The sequence below is a fragment of the Paraburkholderia phenazinium genome, from assembly GCF_900141745.1.
GTDB classification, from domain to species: Bacteria; Pseudomonadota; Gammaproteobacteria; order Burkholderiales; family Burkholderiaceae; genus Paraburkholderia; species Paraburkholderia phenazinium_B.
Genome location: NZ_FSRM01000001.1, coordinates 3312540 through 3329252, shown reverse-complemented (window position 1 = coordinate 3329252; position 16713 = coordinate 3312540). Strand labels below are relative to the sequence as shown.

The following is a 16713-nucleotide window of genomic DNA, read 5'->3' as shown; positions in this document are numbered from 1 at the left end:
GCGTCGTTTATTCGGGTGGGCATTCGGATTCAGTTCGCTGCCGGTGCTGCTGTTTGTGCCGTGCTGGTCGCTTGAGCAGTTGGCGTGGCCGGTGTCGTCTGCGCTGCCGGAGCCGCTTGTGCCGCGGGTGAGGCGGACGCGCCGTCCGGTGCATCGGCCGGTACCACGAGACCAGTCTGGGTCGCGTCGAAACCGCCGCCGAGCGCCTTGATGAGACCGATCTGCATGTCGCGGCGGCGCATCTTCAGATTCGTCACCGTCTGTTCGGCGGCGAGGCGGTTCTGGTCGGCGGTCAGCACCTGCAGTTGTTCCGACAGACCCGCCTTGTAGCGGATCACGGCCAGCTGGTATGCCTTGGTCGAGGCGTCGAGCGCGCGCTGTGCGTCACCCGATTGCTGATCGATCGAACGGATCGTTGTGATCTGTGTGGCGACATCCGACAGCGCGCTGATCAGCGTCTGGTTGTAGTTGGCGACGTCCAGGTCGAAGTCGGCGTAGCGGCCTTTCAACTGCGAGCGCAAGGCGCCGGCGTCGAAGATCGGCAGGTGGATGGCCGGCCCGAACTGCATGTTGCGGCTCGACGAGGTCAGGAATTTGCCCCATCCGAACGCATCGAAGCCCGCAGCGGCGGACAGATTGATGTCCGGGAAGAACTCTGCTTTCGCTTCCTTCACGTCGTGCATCTCGGCTTCGACCTGCCAGCGTGCGGCGACGATATCGGGGCGGCGCGAGACCAGATCGGCAGGCACGTTATCCGGCAGGATGACGGGGTCGCCCACCGTCAGGACCGGCTTGGCGATCTGCAAGCCGCGATCCGGTCCCTTGCCAAGCAGCGCACCCAGCTGATAGCGCACGTTGGCGATCTGGCCATCGAGATCGCTCAGGTTGGTCTGGCTCGTCGCGATGTTGCCGTTGGCGGTCTGCTGCTCGACGTTGGTGTCGAGACCAGCGACAACGCGGCCATGGGTGATGCGGCCAATGTCCTGACGATTGGCGATTTCGCGCGCAGCGATATCGCGCAGCGCGTACAGCTGGGCAAGCTGGTTATACGTACTCGCCACCGACGCGGCGAGCGTCACACGCGCCTGCTGCACGTCGGCTTCCGCCGCTTTCTCCTGCGAGACCGCCTGGCCAAGGCGCTGACGGTTCTTGCCCCACAGGTCCAGATCCCAGGAGGCGCTCGCCAGCACGTTGTTTTCGCTGTACCAGGTGCCACCGTAGGGCGGCGGGTAGATCGAGTTTTGCGAGAAAATCTCGCGGTTCCACGAATAGCTGCCGTTGACCTTTGGGTACAGCGCCGAGCGCGTGGATTCGATATAGGACGAAGCCTTTGCGAGCCGCGCCTGAGCCTGGGCGATCGACGGACTGCCTTCGAGCGCTTCTGCGATCAACTGTGGCAGTTGCGGGTCGCCGAACTGATTGGCCCAGTCGAGCGACGGCCACTGGCCGCCCTGCGCCGGCAGGCTCTGGCTCGATTCGTACTGCGTCGCCGGCGCGATCTGCTTGTCGCTCTTGATACCGCTGTAGTTCGCGCACCCCGCGAGGGCCAGCGCCGTCACCGCAGCGGCGACAGCGGCCCGGCACGAGACGGCGGGCGCGGACAGGGAAAGGGATTTCATCGCTGCACTCATGGTCAGTGAATTGTAATGATGGACAGTGCAACCAGCTTATGACGATTTGACGTCAGAATTGCTTGCTACGTCACGGGTTATGCCCGTTAGATCACAACCGCTATTGATCAGCACGCGGCGCAGCATGCTCTTCAGGAAACCGACTTCCTCGGCTGTAAAGCCCGCCAGAAAGCCATCCACGACGCTGTTGAAAATCGCCGGCATGCGGGCGGCCACGCTTTGGCCTTCCGGTGTTAGCGCGAGCCGCACGACGCGCCGGTCTTCACTGCTGCGAACCCGGGTGAGCAGGTCGCGTTTTTCGAGCCGGTCGACCAGACGCGTGACTGCGCTTGCATCGATGCCGTATTCGCGGGCCAGTTCCGCCGCCAGCAGACACTTGCCGCTGGCCACCATGAACAGGATGCTGCCTTGCTGGCTGGTGATGCCGAGTTCGGCCATGGTGCGCTGCGTGATCTCGTTCGACATGGTCGATCTCACGCGGGAAATCAGGTAGCCGACGCTTTCGCCGAGCTGATAGGAACTGATTTCCGGCGGCGGCGTGGGGATCTGATCGGTCATGATTCTCATGCGACTGCAATGGTTGACTATGCAGGATTATAAATTGTCGTTAATTGACTCGGCAAGCGTTATTACAGCTTAGGCAACGATCTCTGGCGTCTCAAGCGCTTAAAAGATCGGCGGTAATGGAGGACAATCCTGCGCGCGAGGGCCATCGATTAAGGCGTTGTGGCTGCGCGATTCGCGAAATGCGATGTAAGGAAATATGAGGCCGGCCGTCGGCAGCATGGAAGTCGTACGGCCCATGCGCGCGTTGCAACTAAGGGAATACCAGAAAACCTTAACTTGCGCGTGCTATAATTTTGGGTTCCCAAAAGTGCGCTTTGGGCTTTGTTGGCTTTGTACACAATGCTGCTGCTGGCGCACTCAACTGTCCCCAGGTTCCTATGACCCGCGCCCTACGCAACATCGCCATTATTGCCCACGTCGACCACGGCAAGACTACGCTCGTCGACCAGCTCCTCCGTCAGACCGCCACTTTCCGCGACAACCAGCAGATGGTCGAGCGTGTGATGGACTCGAACGACATCGAAAAGGAACGTGGCATCACGATCCTGTCGAAGAACTGCGCGGTCGAGTACGAAGGCACCCACATCAACATCGTCGACACGCCGGGCCACGCCGACTTCGGCGGTGAAGTGGAGCGCGTGCTGTCGATGGTCGACTCGGTGCTGCTGCTGGTCGATGCCGTGGAAGGTCCGATGCCGCAAACGCGCTTCGTCACGAAGAAGGCGCTGGCGCTCGGCCTCAAGCCGATCGTGGTGGTCAACAAGGTTGACCGTCCGGGCGCGCGGATCGACTGGGTGATCAACCAGACGTTCGATCTGTTCGACAAGCTTGGCGCAACAGATGAACAGCTCGATTTCCCGATCGTCTATGCGTCGGGTCTCAATGGTTATGCCGGTTTGACCCCGGACGTGCGTTCGGGCGACATGCGCCCGCTGTTCGACGCCGTGCTGGAACACGTTCCGGTTCGCCCGGCCGATCCGGAAGGTCCGCTGCAACTGCAGATCACGTCGCTCGACTATTCGTCGTACGTGGGCCGTATCGGTGTGGGCCGCATCACGCGTGGCCGTATCAAGCCGGGTATGCAGGTTACCGTGCGCTCGGGTCCGGACGGCGCGATCCTGAACCGCAAGATCAACCAGGTGCTGTCGTTCAAGGGTCTTGAGCGCGTGCAGGTGGAGTCGGCTGAAGCCGGCGACATCGTGCTGATCAACGGTATCGAAGAAATCGGCATTGGCGTGACCATCTGCTCGCCGGAACAACCGGAAGCGCTGCCGATGATCACGGTCGACGAGCCGACGCTGACGATGAACTTCCTCGTCAATTCGTCGCCGCTGGCTGGCCGCGAAGGAAAGTTTGTGACGAGCCGTCAGATTCGCGATCGTCTGTTCAAGGAACTGAACCACAACGTGGCGTTGCGTGTGAATGAAACCGGCGACGAAACCACGTTTGAGGTGATGGGCCGGGGCGAACTGCACTTGACCATTCTCGTGGAAAACATGCGTCGTGAAGGTTACGAACTCGCCGTGTCGCGTCCGCGCGTGGTGATGACGGAAGTGGACGGCGTGAAGCACGAGCCGTACGAAAACCTGACCGTCGACATGGAAGATGCCCACCAGGGTGGCGTGATGGAAGAACTGGGCCGCCGCAAGGGCGAAATGCTCGACATGGCGTCGGACGGCCGTGGCCGTACGCGTCTCGAGTACCGTATTTCGGCGCGTGGTCTGATCGGCTTCCAGGGCGAATTCCTGACGCTCACGCGCGGCACGGGCCTGATGAGCCATACGTTCGATTCGTATCAGCCGGTCAAGGAAGGCGGCGTCGGCGAGCGTCGCAATGGCGTGCTGATTTCGCAGGACGACGGTGCTGCGGTTGCTTATGCACTGTGGAAGCTGCAGGATCGCGGCCGCATGTTCGTGTCGCCGGGTGAGCCGCTGTATGAAGGCATGATCATCGGCATTCACAGCCGCGACAACGACCTGGTCGTCAACCCGATCAAGGGCAAGCAGTTGACCAACGTGCGTTCGTCGGGCACCGACGAAGCCGTGCGCCTCGTGCCGCCGATCCAGATGTCGCTGGAATACGCGGTGGAATTCATCGACGACGACGAGCTGGTCGAAGTCACGCCGCAATCCATTCGTCTGCGCAAGCGTTACCTGAAGGAACACGAGCGCCGCAGCGCCAGCCGTAAGGGCGCAGTGGACTAAAGCAGCAGGGCCGAGGGCCTGTGTTGGCCCGGCAATAGCGGGTCAATGCCGGCTAATGCCGGCCAATAGCAGATCAATAGTCGGTCAATTGATGCAATGCAAAAGCCACCCTCGGGTGGCTTTTGCCGTTTATGGCGCGATCAAGTGTTGTTTGTCGTTACGGTAAATTGCAGGACACTGTTGTGTATCCCGAAAATGTCCGCAAAAGCCCGTCAGGAAAGGGTTCTGCGCCAGTGCGTCTGCTATCTGCAGTATCTGTTATGTGATATGCTTCCGCGGATGCAAGTTAAGGTCCTTCCAAGCAAGACTTGATTCGCGCAATCCGCCAAACGGTCAGGCCGTGTCGCGGAAGGTTTCGGTAACCCGCTATTTCTCGAGAAACTCGAAGAAAGGTGAGCGTAAAAATGATGAAGCAATTCCAGTCGAACTCCTATCTGTTCGGCGGCAATGCTCCGTACGTAGAAGAAATGTACGAAGCGTATCTCGATAATCCGGCGTCAGTGCCCGAGAACTGGCGTGTGTATTTCGACGCGTTGCAGAACGTTCCTGCATCGGATGGCAGCAATGCCAACGACGTGGCCCATGGCCCGATCGTCGAATCATTTGCACAACGGGCCAAGGCGAACGCCTTCATCCCGCGCACCGCAACTGGCGGCGAAGACCTCGCTACCGCGCGCAAGCAAGTCTACGTGCAGTCCCTTATCGGCGCGTACCGCTTCCTCGGCACGCAATGGGCCAACCTCGACCCGCTGAAGCGCCGCGAACGTCCCGCGATCCCCGAACTTGAACCCGCGTTCTACGACTTCACTGAAGCCGACATGGACCAGGAGTTCAGCGCAACTAACCTGTACTTCGGGTTTGAACGCGCATCGCTGCGTGAGATCGTCAAGGCACTGCGCGACACGTACTGCGGCACGATCGGCGCCGAGTACATGTACCTCAGCGATCCGGAACAGAAGCGCTGGTGGAAAGAAAAGCTCGAATCGATCCGTTCGACGCCGAACTTCTCCAACGAGAAGAAGAAACACATTCTGAATCGCTTGACCGCCTCTGAAGGGCTCGAGCGCTTCCTGCACACCAAGTACGTCGGCCAGAAGCGTTTCTCGCTCGAAGGCGGCGAAAGCTTTATCGCCTCGATGGACGAAGTCGTGCGTCACGGCGGTGCCCGCGGCGTGCAGGAAATCGTCATCGGCATGGCCCACCGCGGCCGTCTGAACGTGCTGGTCAATACGCTCGGCAAGATGCCGGCTGACCTGTTTGCCGAGTTCGAAGGCAAGCACGTCGACGATCTGCCGGCTGGCGACGTCAAGTACCACAAGGGCTTCTCGTCGGACGTTTCGACCGAAGGCGGCCCGGTTCACCTCTCGCTCGCGTTCAACCCGTCGCACCTTGAAATCGTCAACCCGGTGGTCGAAGGCTCGGCCAAGGCACGGATGGACCGTCGCGGCGACGACAGCGGCCTGCAAGTGCTGCCGGTGCAGATTCACGGCGACGCGGCTTTCGCAGGTCAGGGCGTCGTGATGGAAACGCTGAACCTCGCGCAAACGCGTGGTTACGGCACGCACGGCACGCTGCACATCGTCATCAACAACCAGATCGGCTTCACCACGTCGGATCCGCGCGACTCGCGCTCGACGCTGTACTGCTCGGACGTCGTCAAGATGATCGAAGCACCGGTGCTGCACGTGAACGGTGACGATCCCGAAGCGGTGGTGCTGGCTACGCAGATCGCCATCGACTTCCGGATGCAGTTCCATAAAGACGTCGTGGTCGACATCGTCTGCTTCCGCAAGCTGGGCCACAACGAGCAGGACACGCCGGCTGTCACCCAGCCGCTGATGTACAAGACGATTGCGAAGCACCCGGGCACGCGCGCGCTGTACGCCGAAAAGCTCGTGCAACAAGGCGTGATCACCGCGGAAGAAGCCGACGAATTCGTCAAGGCCTACCGCAAGGCGATGGACGAAGGTCATCACACGGTCGACCCGGTGCTCTCGAATTACAAGAGCAAGTACGCGGTGGACTGGGTGCCGTTCCTGAATCGCAAGTGGACCGACGCAGCGGATACCGCAGTGCCGCTGGCTGAACTGAAGCGCCTCGCTGAGCGCATCACCACGGTGCCGGAAAACTTCAAGGTTCACCCGCTCGTCGAACGCGTCATCAACGACCGTCGCGCGATGGGCCGTGGCGAAGCGAAGCTCGACTGGGGCATGGGCGAACATCTGGCCTTCGCGTCGCTGGTCGCATCGGGCTACGCTGTGCGTCTGACCGGTCAGGACTCGGGCCGCGGCACGTTCACGCACCGTCATGCGGTGCTGCACGATCAGAATCGCGAACGCTGGAACGACGGCACGTACGTGCCGCTGCAGAACATCGCCGAAGGTCAGGCGAAGTTCACGGTGATCGACTCGGTGCTGTCGGAAGAAGCGGTACTCGGCTTCGAATACGGCTATTCGACCGCTGAACCGAACACGTTCGTCGCATGGGAAGCGCAGTTCGGCGACTTCGTGAACGGCGCGCAAGTCGTGATCGACCAGTTCATCTCGTCGGGCGAAGTGAAGTGGGGCCGTGTTTCCGGTCTCACGATGCTGCTGCCGCACGGCTACGAAGGCCAGGGTCCGGAGCACTCGTCGACCCGTATCGAACGTTTCCTGCAACTGTGCGCAGACCACAACATGCAGGTCGTTCAGCCGACCACGCCGGCGCAGATTTTCCACCTGCTGCGCCGTCAGATGATCCGCCTGTTCCGCAAGCCGCTGATCGTCGCTACGCCGAAGTCGCTGCTGCGTCACAAGGAAGCCGTGTCGGATCTGTCCGAACTGGCGAAGGGTGCGTTCCAGCCGATCCTCGGCGAAATCGACGAAGCCATCGAAGCGAAGAAGGTCAAGCGCGTCGTGGTCTGCTCGGGCCGCGTGTACTACGACCTGCTCGCTCATCGCCGCGAAGCGAAGGCGAACGACGTCGCGATCATCCGTATCGAACAGCTCTATCCGTTCGCGCACAAGCAGTTCGAAGCGGAAATGAAGAAGTACGACAATGCGACCGAAGTGGTCTGGGTGCAGGACGAGCCGCAGAATCAAGGCCCGTGGTTCTACATCGAGCATCACCTGAAGGAAGGCATGAAGGACGGACAGAAGCTGGCGTACAGCGGCCGTCCGGCTTCGGCATCGCCTGCAGTTGGGTACTACGCGAAGCATTACGAGCAGCAGAAGGCGCTGGTCGAAGGTGCATTCGGCCGTCTGAAGAGCGCGTCGATCGCTAAATAACTTATTGAACCGAACCGGGGAAGCGCAGTGCGCTTTCCCGCGCCGCATCTGACGGCTGATACGCCGCAGAACAGGGTTCGCAGACGGTTCGTTGTCACCAGATACGTATTCAGGAAAATCATAATGGCTATTGTAGAAGTCAAAGTTCCCCAGCTTTCGGAGTCGGTTTCGGAAGCCACCATGCTGCAGTGGAAGAAGAAACCCGGCGAGGCTGTCGCGCAAGACGAGATCCTCATCGAAATCGAGACCGACAAGGTCGTGCTGGAAGTGCCGGCCCCCTCGGCTGGCGTGCTCGCACAGGTCATCGCCAACGACGGCGATACCGTCACCGCTGATCAGGTGATCGCGAAGATCGACACGGAAGGCAAGGCTGGCGCCGCTGCCGTCGAAGCCGAAGTGAAGCCGGCTCCGCAAGCCGCACCGGCTCCCGCCGCAGCGCCTGCTCCGGCCGCTCAAGCTGCATCCGCAACGGGTGCAAACACCGCAGCATCGCCGGCCGCCGGCAAGCTGATGGCCGAGAAGGGTCTGGGCGCAGGCGACGTGTCGGGCACGGGCCGCGACGGCCGCATCACCAAGGGTGATGTCCTGACCGCTGGCGCTCCGGCTGCCAAGGCCGCCCCGGCACCGGCTCCGGCCGCTGCACCGAAGGCTGCCAAGCCGTCGCTGCCGGACGTGAAGGCTCCGGCCTCCGCCGAAGCATGGCTCAAGGATCGCCCGGAACAGCGCGTGCCGATGTCGCGTCTGCGTGCGCGTATCGCCGAGCGTCTGCTCGAGTCGCAGCAAACCAACGCCATCCTCACGACGTTCAACGAAGTGAACATGGCGCCGGTGATGGACCTGCGCAACAAGTACAAGGATCGCTTCGAGAAGGAACATGGCGTGAAGCTCGGCTTCATGTCGTTCTTCGTGAAGGCGGCGGTTCACGCGCTGAAGAAGTTCCCGCTGGTGAACGCGTCGATCGACGGTAACGACATCGTCTATCACGGCTACTTCGACATCGGTATCGCGGTCGGTTCGCCGCGCGGCTTGGTGGTGCCGATCCTGCGCAACGCAGATCAGCTGAGCCTCGCTGACATCGAAAAGAAGATTGCGGAATTCGGCCAGAAGGCGAAGGACGGCAAGCTGTCGATCGAAGAAATGACCGGTGGTACGTTCTCGATCTCGAACGGCGGTGTGTTCGGCTCGATGCTCTCGACGCCGATTATCAATCCGCCGCAGTCAGCAATTCTGGGCGTGCACGCCACCAAGGAACGCGCTGTGGTCGAAAACGGCCAGATCGTGATCCGCCCGATGAACTACCTGGCGCTGTCGTACGACCACCGCATCATCGACGGCCGCGAAGCAGTGCTGTCGCTGGTCGCCATGAAGGATGCGCTGGAAGACCCGGCGCGCCTGCTGCTCGACCTGTAAGCAGCGCGACGGCATGGGCGCCGGCTTGTGATCGCACGAGTCGGCGCCATATAAGTAAAGCGCAAGCAGCACGTCTTTAGCATTCCGCAGTACTGGAACGCGCGCGCCTCGAAGCGTGGCAGCGTGTCGTCCCGTCATCAAAAGGATTGTCATGTCCAAAGAATTTGACGTCGTCGTGATCGGTGCCGGTCCCGGCGGCTATATCGCAGCTATCCGCGCTGCGCAGCTCGGCAAGAGCGTGGCCTGTATCGAGAAGTGGAAGAACCCGGCCGGCGCGCTGAAGCTCGGCGGCACGTGCCTGAACGTGGGTTGCATTCCGTCAAAGGCGCTGCTCGCGTCGTCGGAAGAGTTTGAAAACGCATCGCATCACCTCGCGGACCACGGTATCAGCGTGGAAAACGTCTCGGTCGATATCACGAAGATGCTGGCCCGCAAGGAAGGCATCGTCGAGAAGATGACCAAGGGCATCGAATTCCTGTTCCGCAAGAACAAGATCACCTGGCTGAAGGGCCATGGCAAGTTCACCGGCAAGACGGACGCTGGCGTGCAGATCGAAGTGAGCGGCGAAGGCGAGACGGAAACGGTCACGGCAAAGAACGTGATCATCGCTACGGGTTCGAAGGCGCGTCATCTGCCGAACATCCCGGTCGACAACAAGATCGTCGCCGACAATGAAGGCGCGTTGAGCTTCGACTCCGTGCCGAAGAAGCTGGCCGTAATCGGCGCCGGCGTGATCGGTCTGGAATTGGGTTCGGTGTGGCGTCGTCTGGGTTCTGACGTAACGGTGCTCGAAGCGCTGCCGGAATTCCTCGGCGCGGCTGACCAGGCACTCGCGAAGGAAGCGGCCAAGCAGTTCAAGAAGCAAGGTCTGGATATTCACGTGGGCGTGAAGGTCGGCGAAGTCACGACGACTGATAACAGCGTCACGCTGAACTACACGGACAAGGACGGCAACGCGCAGAAGCTGGAAGCGGACCGCCTGATCGTGTCGATCGGCCGCGTGCCGAACACCGACAACCTCGGTCTCGAAGCGATCGGCCTGAAGGCCAACGAACGTGGTTTCATCGACGTGGACGATCACTGCGCAACCGCAGTGCCGAACGTCTACGCGATCGGCGACGTGGTGCGTGGCCCGATGCTCGCGCACAAGGCTGAAGACGAAGGTGTGCTGGTGGCCGAGATTATCGACGGTCAGAAGCCGCATATCGACTACAACTGCATTCCGTGGGTGATCTACACCGAACCGGAAATCGCGTGGGTCGGCAAGACGGAACAGGCGCTGAAGGCGGAAGGCCGCGAGATCAAGACCGGCCAGTTCCCGTTCATGGCCAACGGCCGCGCGCTTGGCATCAACAAGGCGGATGGTTTCGTCAAGATGATCGCCGACGCGAAGACCGACGAACTGCTCGGCGTGCACATCATCTCGGCCAACGCATCGGACCTGATCGCGGAAGCCGTGGTGGCGATGGAATTCAAGGCGGCGTCGGAAGACATCGGCCGCATTTGCCATCCGCACCCGTCGTTGTCCGAAGTAATGCGCGAAGCGGCATTGGCCGTCGACAAGCGCGCGCTGAACATGTAATCACGCGCACGCCTGACTGATCGCAGCACCTTTGCATCACGACGAAGGCGGGCGGGTTCAATCCCTCCCGCCTTCTTTTTTGCAGCCAGAAAATGAACGTCACCGAATACTACGAAAAAGAACTGCAGACCCGGGGTTATCAATCGGACCCGGCGCAACGCGCGGCCGTGGACCGTCTGCAGCGGTGCTACGAAGAGTGGGTCGAGTACAAGTCACGCCGCTCGAACGCTTTCACGAAACTGCTGATTCACCCTGATCTGCCGCGCGGCGTCTATATGTGGGGCGGGGTGGGGCGCGGCAAGAGCTTCCTGATGGACAGCTTTTTTACGGTCGTGCCGGTGCAGCGCAAGACGCGTTTGCACTTTCACGAGTTCATGCGCGAAGTGCACCGTGAACTCGAGGAGCTGAAAGGCCAGGCCGATCCGCTCGACGAACTGGCGCGCCGCATCGGCAAGCGCTACCGCCTGATCTGTTTCGACGAATTCCACGTCTCCGACATCGCTGACGCGATGATCCTGTACCGTCTGCTCGACAAGCTGTTCGAGAACCGCGTGCAGTTCGTGATGACGTCCAACTACGACCCAGATCTGCTGTATCCGGACGGCTTGCATCGAGACCGCATGCTGCCCGCGATCGAACTGATTAAAGCCAAGCTCGATGTGATCAACGTCGACGCGGGCGTCGACTACCGGCAGCGTACCCTGGCCCAGGTCGAGGTGTATCACACGCCGCTAGGCGCGGCCTCGGACAAGGCGCTGCGCGACGCTTTCGCGCGTCTGGCCGCCGTGCCCGACGAAAGCCCGATTCTGCGCATCGAAAAGCGCGAGCTCAAAGCGTTGCGACGTGCAGATGGTGTGGTCTGGTTCGACTTTGCAACGCTCTGCGGCGGTCCGCGTTCACAGAACGACTATCTGGAACTGGCGAGCCGCTTTCACGCGGTAATCCTCTCGGGCGTACCGCAGATGAGCGCGCGCATGGCCTCGGAAGCGCGGCGCTTCACGTGGCTGATCGACGTGTTCTACGACCACAAGGTCAAGCTGCTGATGTCCGCCGCGGTAGCGCCCGAGCAGTTGTACACGGATGGCCCGATGGCTAACGAATTTGCCCGCACGGTCTCTCGTATCGTCGAGATGCAGTCGAAGGAATATCTCGATGCGCCGCGCCGGATTGTCGATACATCGCTGACCTGAGCGATACCTGAACACACCCCAGCGATTCTTAAGATTCGGCGCCGGTTCCTACAGACGCGCGCTGTATTTCCGATAGAGCGTGCTCTGCCGGCCGACTTCCCCGGCGGCCCCGAGTCGTATTTTCAAGATTCGGATTGGTCTTATATTCCGTCCAGAGGCGAGCGGATATCTTCTTAGTCATAGATTTTGACGAAGGAGAGATCCATGACACCCTACCGCGATATCAACGATGAAGAATGGCAACGTGTGACACCGTTGCTTCCCGAACTGCGCCCGCGCTCCGAACTGCGTGGCCGCCCGCTCGCCAACACGCGCTCCGTGCTGAATGGCGTGTTGTGGGTGATGTACAGCGGCGCCACCTGGTCCGCCATGCCGCGCAAATACCCGTCGTATCAAACGTGCCACCGCCGTTTTAAGGCCTGGCATGAATCAGGCGTCCTCAAGCGTGTGATGGACGAGTTGTTCGGCGAAGCGGCCGGTGAGTTGTGCAGCATGATGGAGACGCGGATGCGTATCCACGTGAGCCCCGAAGAAAAGGCTGCACGTGCCGAAGCGGTACCTATGGTGCCGGCACGCCCCGCGCTCTACGGTCAGGCAGGCTCTCAACCGGCGCTGCCTTCGGTATTCGGTATCGCAGGATCCTACAAGCGCGCTGCATGACGAGTCCAACCAATTGAATCTGCTTAATCAAAAAAACCGGCCGCACGAAAAGATCGTCGGCCGGTTTTTTCATTGGACTGCGAAGTTTGAGTGCATGGCGGTGTGGCGCGTTCGCTTGCCTCGCATGCAGTGATCTGATAAGCCTTATTGCTGGCGAATCCAGGTTTGCGATCGGCCCAGCAGCGACACCCCAATATATCCCCGCACCACCAGTTTCTGTCCACCGTCTTCCAGGTGCATCTTGCACTTGTAGACCTTGCCGTTTTCGGGGTCGAGAATCTGACCGCCATCCCAGCCGTCATCAACTTTCTTCATGTCGTGGATGATCGTCATGCCGAGAATCAACTGGTCTTTACGATCATCCGTGCACGCCGTGCAGCGGCGATCGGGCTGATCGTTCGGGCCGAGTCCCTTGATGACTTTGCCATCCAGCGCACCGTCGCTTTCCTGGGTGATCTGTACGAGCGCTTTAGGCTGGCCCGTGTGATCGTCGATGGTTTGCCACGTGCCGATCGGACTGTCGGCTTGCGCCATTGCGGTGACGGCGCTGGCGAGCAGCACACCGGCGAGGGCTGCGTGTCTGGCGGTGCGCGTCACGATGGTGCGAGTGCGTTGGGTGAATAGCGTCATTGTCTTCCTCCTTGATAAAAGTCGGCGCGATCGTGGTCGCGCGGCGTTATTGACAGGGCAGGCGGTAAGATGCCTGCTGATTGCTTCGGTCCTGGTCAGCGCAGAATACGTGAAAGTGCGCCCGCCGTTTGATAGTGGACCCTCTAATCAAAACGGCGGCTCAGGCCCGCCAAGTGCACCCGCTGCACCCTGAATCGCCGCATCGCTCAATTCAGCGAATACGAGAACGTGGCGTTGATACGCGGGCTGCGCGACGGGCTTTCCACTGGAGCATCGCCGAGCGCCTTGCCCACCGAGAGGTCGAGCGTGTAGTACTTTGAATCGGAGATGCGGAAGCCGAACGAGACCGACGAGAGCTTCGACGGCGACGGCGTGCCCGAATGCAGATACACACGCGCCATGTCGAACGATATATACGGCGTGAACGACTGCAGATAGGTGAAGCCTGGCGTGAAGCCACGATTGATCTCGACCGATGCTCCCCAGCCTGAATCTCCCGATGCTTCACCCGGCTCGTAGCCTTGCGCGAAATGCTGCGCGCCAAACGAGATCTGTTCCGACGTGGGCAGCGAGTCGGGACTGTACTGGCTTGTCATCGCCACCGCCGTACCGATCTTGAGCGGCCATTCATTGGTTTGCGAGAAGCTCGCGCCGAAGCGCGTAAAGGTCAGCGACACGGGATTGGTTTCCACCAGCCCCGGTATGTTCGAGTCACCAGCCTTCGAGGCGCCCAGGATGTTGAACGCCTGCCCGACATTGACGCTCGCCTTGCGCACCTGGCCTGTCGCCACGCTTGTGTAGTCGGCCTGCAACTGCAGTACGCGGATTTGCGAGCGCAGCCCGATCTGCGCGCCGTTGATCGTGTTGTGATAGTCGTCTTCGTCGTGCGACGCGTACGTCGATACGGTGCCCATCAAGCTCTGACTGTTGCTCAGCAGCAGCGGATACGAGAGCGAGCCGCCGATCTTGTCGTTGATCACGGTGCGCTGCACGTAGCCGGGCAGGCCGGGATTGTCCGTCGGATTGCCGCGGTAATGCGTTGCATCGATCTTCCCCGTCAGGCCGTCGCTGCCGATCGGCACCGCAAGATGAGCGGCGAGGTAAGTCACATTGTTGGGGCCTTTGGGCAGCAGCGCCGAGACGCTCAATTGCTCGCCAAGCGAGGTCAGGCCGTTCTCGGTCGCAGTCAGCAGCCCCTGCACGCCGGGTTGAGTGGTGGCGATCCCGGTACTGACGTTGACCGGGTGGTGTTCGACTTTCAGCTCGAGCGTGGTGGCGCCGTCGGTATTCTGCGGGGCCGGCACGTTGGCGGCGACCTTGATGCCCGGCAGCAGGCCCAGCACGTTGATGTAGCGCTCGAACGTGGCGTGCCGCAGAGGCCGGTCGGCGCGGATGTGTTCCGCGATCGCGCGGATCTTGTCTTCCTCGTTGCCGGGATTGCCGGTGATCTTCACCTCCGACACATAACCTTCCACGACCGTCACGCGCACCACGCCGTTTTCGAAAGTCTGCGCCGGCACGAAAGCGAACGACAACGCATAGCCGCGCGCCTGATACAGCTTGGTGACGCCGTCGGCAACCTGGATCAGATCGCCGATGGTGATGTCCTTGCCGACGAGCGGAGTGAAGCGTCGCGCGACTTCATCGAACGAAATCGATTTCACGCCTTCGACCTGAAACTTGGTGGGCGTCAGGTGGGTTGCGAGCAACGCCTGCAATTGCGGCGCCTGCTGTTGCACCTGCAACGTGACGTTGGGCCCTTTGTCGGGCGCGTTGATTTGCGGTATCGACTCCATCGGATTACCCCCCACGGGGTTGCTGCCGACTGCCGGGCGCGATTGCGCCTGCACCGCGCTCGCGGCCATGACCGCGAGCAGGAGTGTCCATCTGCTGTACCCGAGTTTCATCGGATCTTCCCTCGTATGTCTTTCTTATTGAGCGAACCCACTGCCTGGCCTGGCTGATCGTGGACGCCTGTGTGTTGCTTCGCGCATACTGCCATGCCTGCGCGTGTTATGCCACGTGCTCCGTGCGATGCGGAGCACGTGACTCATGCGAACTGCCTGTACGAAGTGCTATTTCCATTGCATGGTGCGACCGCGAGAGGCGGGCGTGTCATCGGTGCTGCGGACTACTTATGTTGCGCGGGGAGCAATCCGCTCAGCAGCGAAGTAGTGCCGCCCGTCGAGCTGCTCGCAGCGCCTGTCGCCGAACCGAGTGCGCCGGTTACTGTTGTGAGCAGGCCCGTGACCGGCGCCAACAGCGAGCCGGCCAGCGTCGTGCTGGTAGCGCTGGTGGCGGTCCCCAGCACACCGGTGACTGCTCCGAGCGGGTTGGAGCTGCTCGTTGCGCCGCCCAGTGCCGATGTGACCGAACCCAGCGGCAGATTGCCGAGCAAGCCGGTGACCGATGCCAGCGGCGTGCCGGCAGTCGCGCCTGAGAGCGCGGATAGCGGCGTGTTGCCGAGCAGCGACGTCACCGAGCTGAGCGGACTCGTGCCGAGCCCGAGGCTGGTCAGCGTCGCGTTCAACGGTCCGAACAGACCGTTGGCGGCGGCGCCGGTCGGCGGCCCATTCGCCACGACCACCGTGGTGCTGCCGACGAGGCTCGTGATCAGACCGGGAATCGGCGCTGCGCCATTCGGGCCATTCGGATTGACAAGACCACCCGCATTGGTGACGGTATTGCCGAGCGAGCCGACCAGGTTACCCACGTCGGTGCCAAGCGGATTCTGTGTCGTCGAGGCGACCTTCGAACCGGCCGTGCCGAGCGCACCGCCAACTTGCGCCAGCACGCCCGACACCGGCGCGCCCAGACTGGTCGTCGTGCCTACTGTCTGCGTCAGGATGCCCGCGGTCTGCACGAGCGGCGTGATGGCGGTGCTGACCGGTTGCGTGATCTGTTGCACAGGTGCTGACGACAGCGTGTTGCCGAGCGTCGTGCCGCCTGCATTGAGCGCGTTGGCGACGGTGGTCAGCGTGCTGGCAAGTGGCGTCGTGACCGGCGCTAGCGGTGCGAGCGTGCCAGTACCGAGGCCGCCGACCGTCGTGCTCAAGCCCTGCACGACTCCGCTCGTCGAGGAGACCACCGACCCGAGTCCGGCGACCGTCGTGCCGACCGGATTCGCAATCGAGCCGGTCTGGCCGACGCCGGTGCTGACCGCGTTGGCAAGTGCCGTCAGCGGATTGCTCGCGGCCGACACGGTGTTGCCCAGGCCCTGCGTCACCTGCGAGCTCACACCGGGAATCGATTGCGACGAGATCGTATTGCCGAGGTCGTTGACGGTTTTGGCTGCGGTCGTCACGGTCCCTGCAGTGCCGGTCGAACCGGTCGTGGTCGTCGTGCCGCCGCCCGTGCTGGTGCTGCCGCCACCCGAACCGGTGGTTGTCGTCGTGCCGCCTGCGCCGCTACCGCCACCGTTGCTGGAGGTTGGCGGGGCGGTGACGTCGCTGCCGCCGCAAGCGGCGAGCAGGCATGCGACTGCGACTGCGGTGAGCGGTACGCGCAGCATCGACAACCTCACGCGGGCCGCATCGGAAACAAAAAAACGTGCTGTGGACATGGGGTGCTCCT

Annotated in this window: 11 protein-coding genes; 6 read left to right on the top strand and 5 right to left on the bottom strand. The window is 61.6% G+C overall.

The genetic code is table 11. The annotated features are described in order from the left end of the window. Positions 1-29: 29 nt before the first annotated feature. Positions 30-1619 carry an efflux transporter outer membrane subunit gene (locus tag BUS06_RS15005; protein WP_074264980.1) on the bottom strand — a complete coding sequence of 530 codons (1590 nt, stop codon included), beginning with the start codon at positions 1617-1619 and terminating at the stop codon, positions 30-32. A 48-nt stretch (positions 1620-1667) separates the two neighbouring features. Continuing rightward, a complete protein-coding gene (locus BUS06_RS15000; RefSeq protein WP_074264979.1) occupies positions 1668-2189 on the bottom strand; it encodes a MarR family winged helix-turn-helix transcriptional regulator in 522 nt (173 codons plus the stop codon). Positions 2190-2575: 386 nt separating this feature from the next. Here BUS06_RS15000 and typA point away from each other — a divergent pair, with 386 nt between their 5' ends. From typA to BUS06_RS14970, 6 genes are all read left to right on the top strand, one after another. Further along, entirely contained in the window at positions 2576-4402 is a 1827-nt protein-coding gene (gene typA / locus BUS06_RS14995; protein ID WP_074264978.1) for a translational GTPase TypA, read from the top strand. Between the two features lie 404 nt (positions 4403-4806). After that, entirely contained in the window at positions 4807-7668 is a 2862-nt protein-coding gene (locus tag BUS06_RS14990) for a 2-oxoglutarate dehydrogenase E1 component (RefSeq protein WP_074264977.1), read from the top strand. Positions 7669-7791: 123 nt separating this feature from the next. Beyond that, positions 7792-9078 carry a 2-oxoglutarate dehydrogenase complex dihydrolipoyllysine-residue succinyltransferase gene (odhB, locus tag BUS06_RS14985; protein WP_074264976.1) on the top strand — a complete coding sequence of 429 codons (1287 nt, stop codon included), beginning with the start codon at positions 7792-7794 and terminating at the stop codon, positions 9076-9078. A gap of 151 nt (positions 9079-9229) precedes the next feature. Beyond that, positions 9230-10660: a dihydrolipoyl dehydrogenase gene (gene lpdA / locus BUS06_RS14980; protein ID WP_074264975.1), complete on the top strand. Its 1431-nt coding sequence runs from the start codon at positions 9230-9232 to the stop codon at positions 10658-10660. A gap of 92 nt (positions 10661-10752) precedes the next feature. Next, the gene (zapE, locus tag BUS06_RS14975) at positions 10753-11850 is read left to right on the top strand and encodes a cell division protein ZapE (protein WP_074264974.1); all 1098 of its coding nucleotides are present in this window, start codon (positions 10753-10755) and stop codon (positions 11848-11850) included. 204 nt (positions 11851-12054) lie between these two features. Continuing rightward, positions 12055-12510, top strand: a complete 456-nt coding sequence (locus tag BUS06_RS14970) for a transposase (RefSeq protein ID WP_074264973.1) — start codon at positions 12055-12057, stop codon at positions 12508-12510. 144 nt (positions 12511-12654) lie between these two features. On the opposite strand, the gene BUS06_RS14965 is transcribed toward BUS06_RS14970, so the two are convergent. From BUS06_RS14965 to BUS06_RS14955, 3 genes are all read right to left on the bottom strand, one after another. Then, positions 12655-13140 carry a DUF2147 domain-containing protein gene (locus BUS06_RS14965; protein ID WP_074264972.1) on the bottom strand — a complete coding sequence of 162 codons (486 nt, stop codon included), beginning with the start codon at positions 13138-13140 and terminating at the stop codon, positions 12655-12657. A gap of 206 nt (positions 13141-13346) precedes the next feature. Then, on the bottom strand, positions 13347-15047 hold the full coding sequence (locus BUS06_RS14960; RefSeq protein ID WP_074264971.1) for a ShlB/FhaC/HecB family hemolysin secretion/activation protein: 1701 nt from the start codon (positions 15045-15047) through the stop codon (positions 13347-13349). A gap of 224 nt (positions 15048-15271) precedes the next feature. Beyond that, positions 15272-16702 (bottom strand): collagen-like triple helix repeat-containing protein, encoded by a 1431-nt coding sequence (locus BUS06_RS14955; RefSeq protein ID WP_074264970.1) that lies wholly within the window; start codon positions 16700-16702, stop codon positions 15272-15274. Positions 16703-16713 lie beyond the last annotated feature (11 nt).

Bases quoted from the DNA above. Each gene is read 5' to 3' on its own strand.
- typA (WP_074264978.1), top strand. From the start codon at position 2,576: ATGACCCGCGCCCTACGCAACATCGCCATTATTGCCCACGTCGACCAC.
- BUS06_RS14970 (WP_074264973.1), top strand. From the start codon at position 12,055: ATGACACCCTACCGCGATATCAACGATGAAGAATGGCAACGTGTGACA.
- zapE (WP_074264974.1), top strand. From the start codon at position 10,753: ATGAACGTCACCGAATACTACGAAAAAGAACTGCAGACCCGGGGTTAT.
- odhB (WP_074264976.1), top strand. From the start codon at position 7,792: ATGGCTATTGTAGAAGTCAAAGTTCCCCAGCTTTCGGAGTCGGTTTCG.
- BUS06_RS14955 (WP_074264970.1), bottom strand. From the start codon at position 16,702: ATGTCCACAGCACGTTTTTTTGTTTCCGATGCGGCCCGCGTGAGGTTG.
- BUS06_RS15000 (WP_074264979.1), bottom strand. From the start codon at position 2,189: ATGACCGATCAGATCCCCACGCCGCCGCCGGAAATCAGTTCCTATCAG.
- BUS06_RS14965 (WP_074264972.1), bottom strand. From the start codon at position 13,140: ATGACGCTATTCACCCAACGCACTCGCACCATCGTGACGCGCACCGCC.
- BUS06_RS15005 (WP_074264980.1), bottom strand. From the start codon at position 1,619: ATGAAATCCCTTTCCCTGTCCGCGCCCGCCGTCTCGTGCCGGGCCGCT.
- BUS06_RS14960 (WP_074264971.1), bottom strand. From the start codon at position 15,047: ATGAAACTCGGGTACAGCAGATGGACACTCCTGCTCGCGGTCATGGCC.
- lpdA (WP_074264975.1), top strand. From the start codon at position 9,230: ATGTCCAAAGAATTTGACGTCGTCGTGATCGGTGCCGGTCCCGGCGGC.
- BUS06_RS14990 (WP_074264977.1), top strand. From the start codon at position 4,807: ATGATGAAGCAATTCCAGTCGAACTCCTATCTGTTCGGCGGCAATGCT.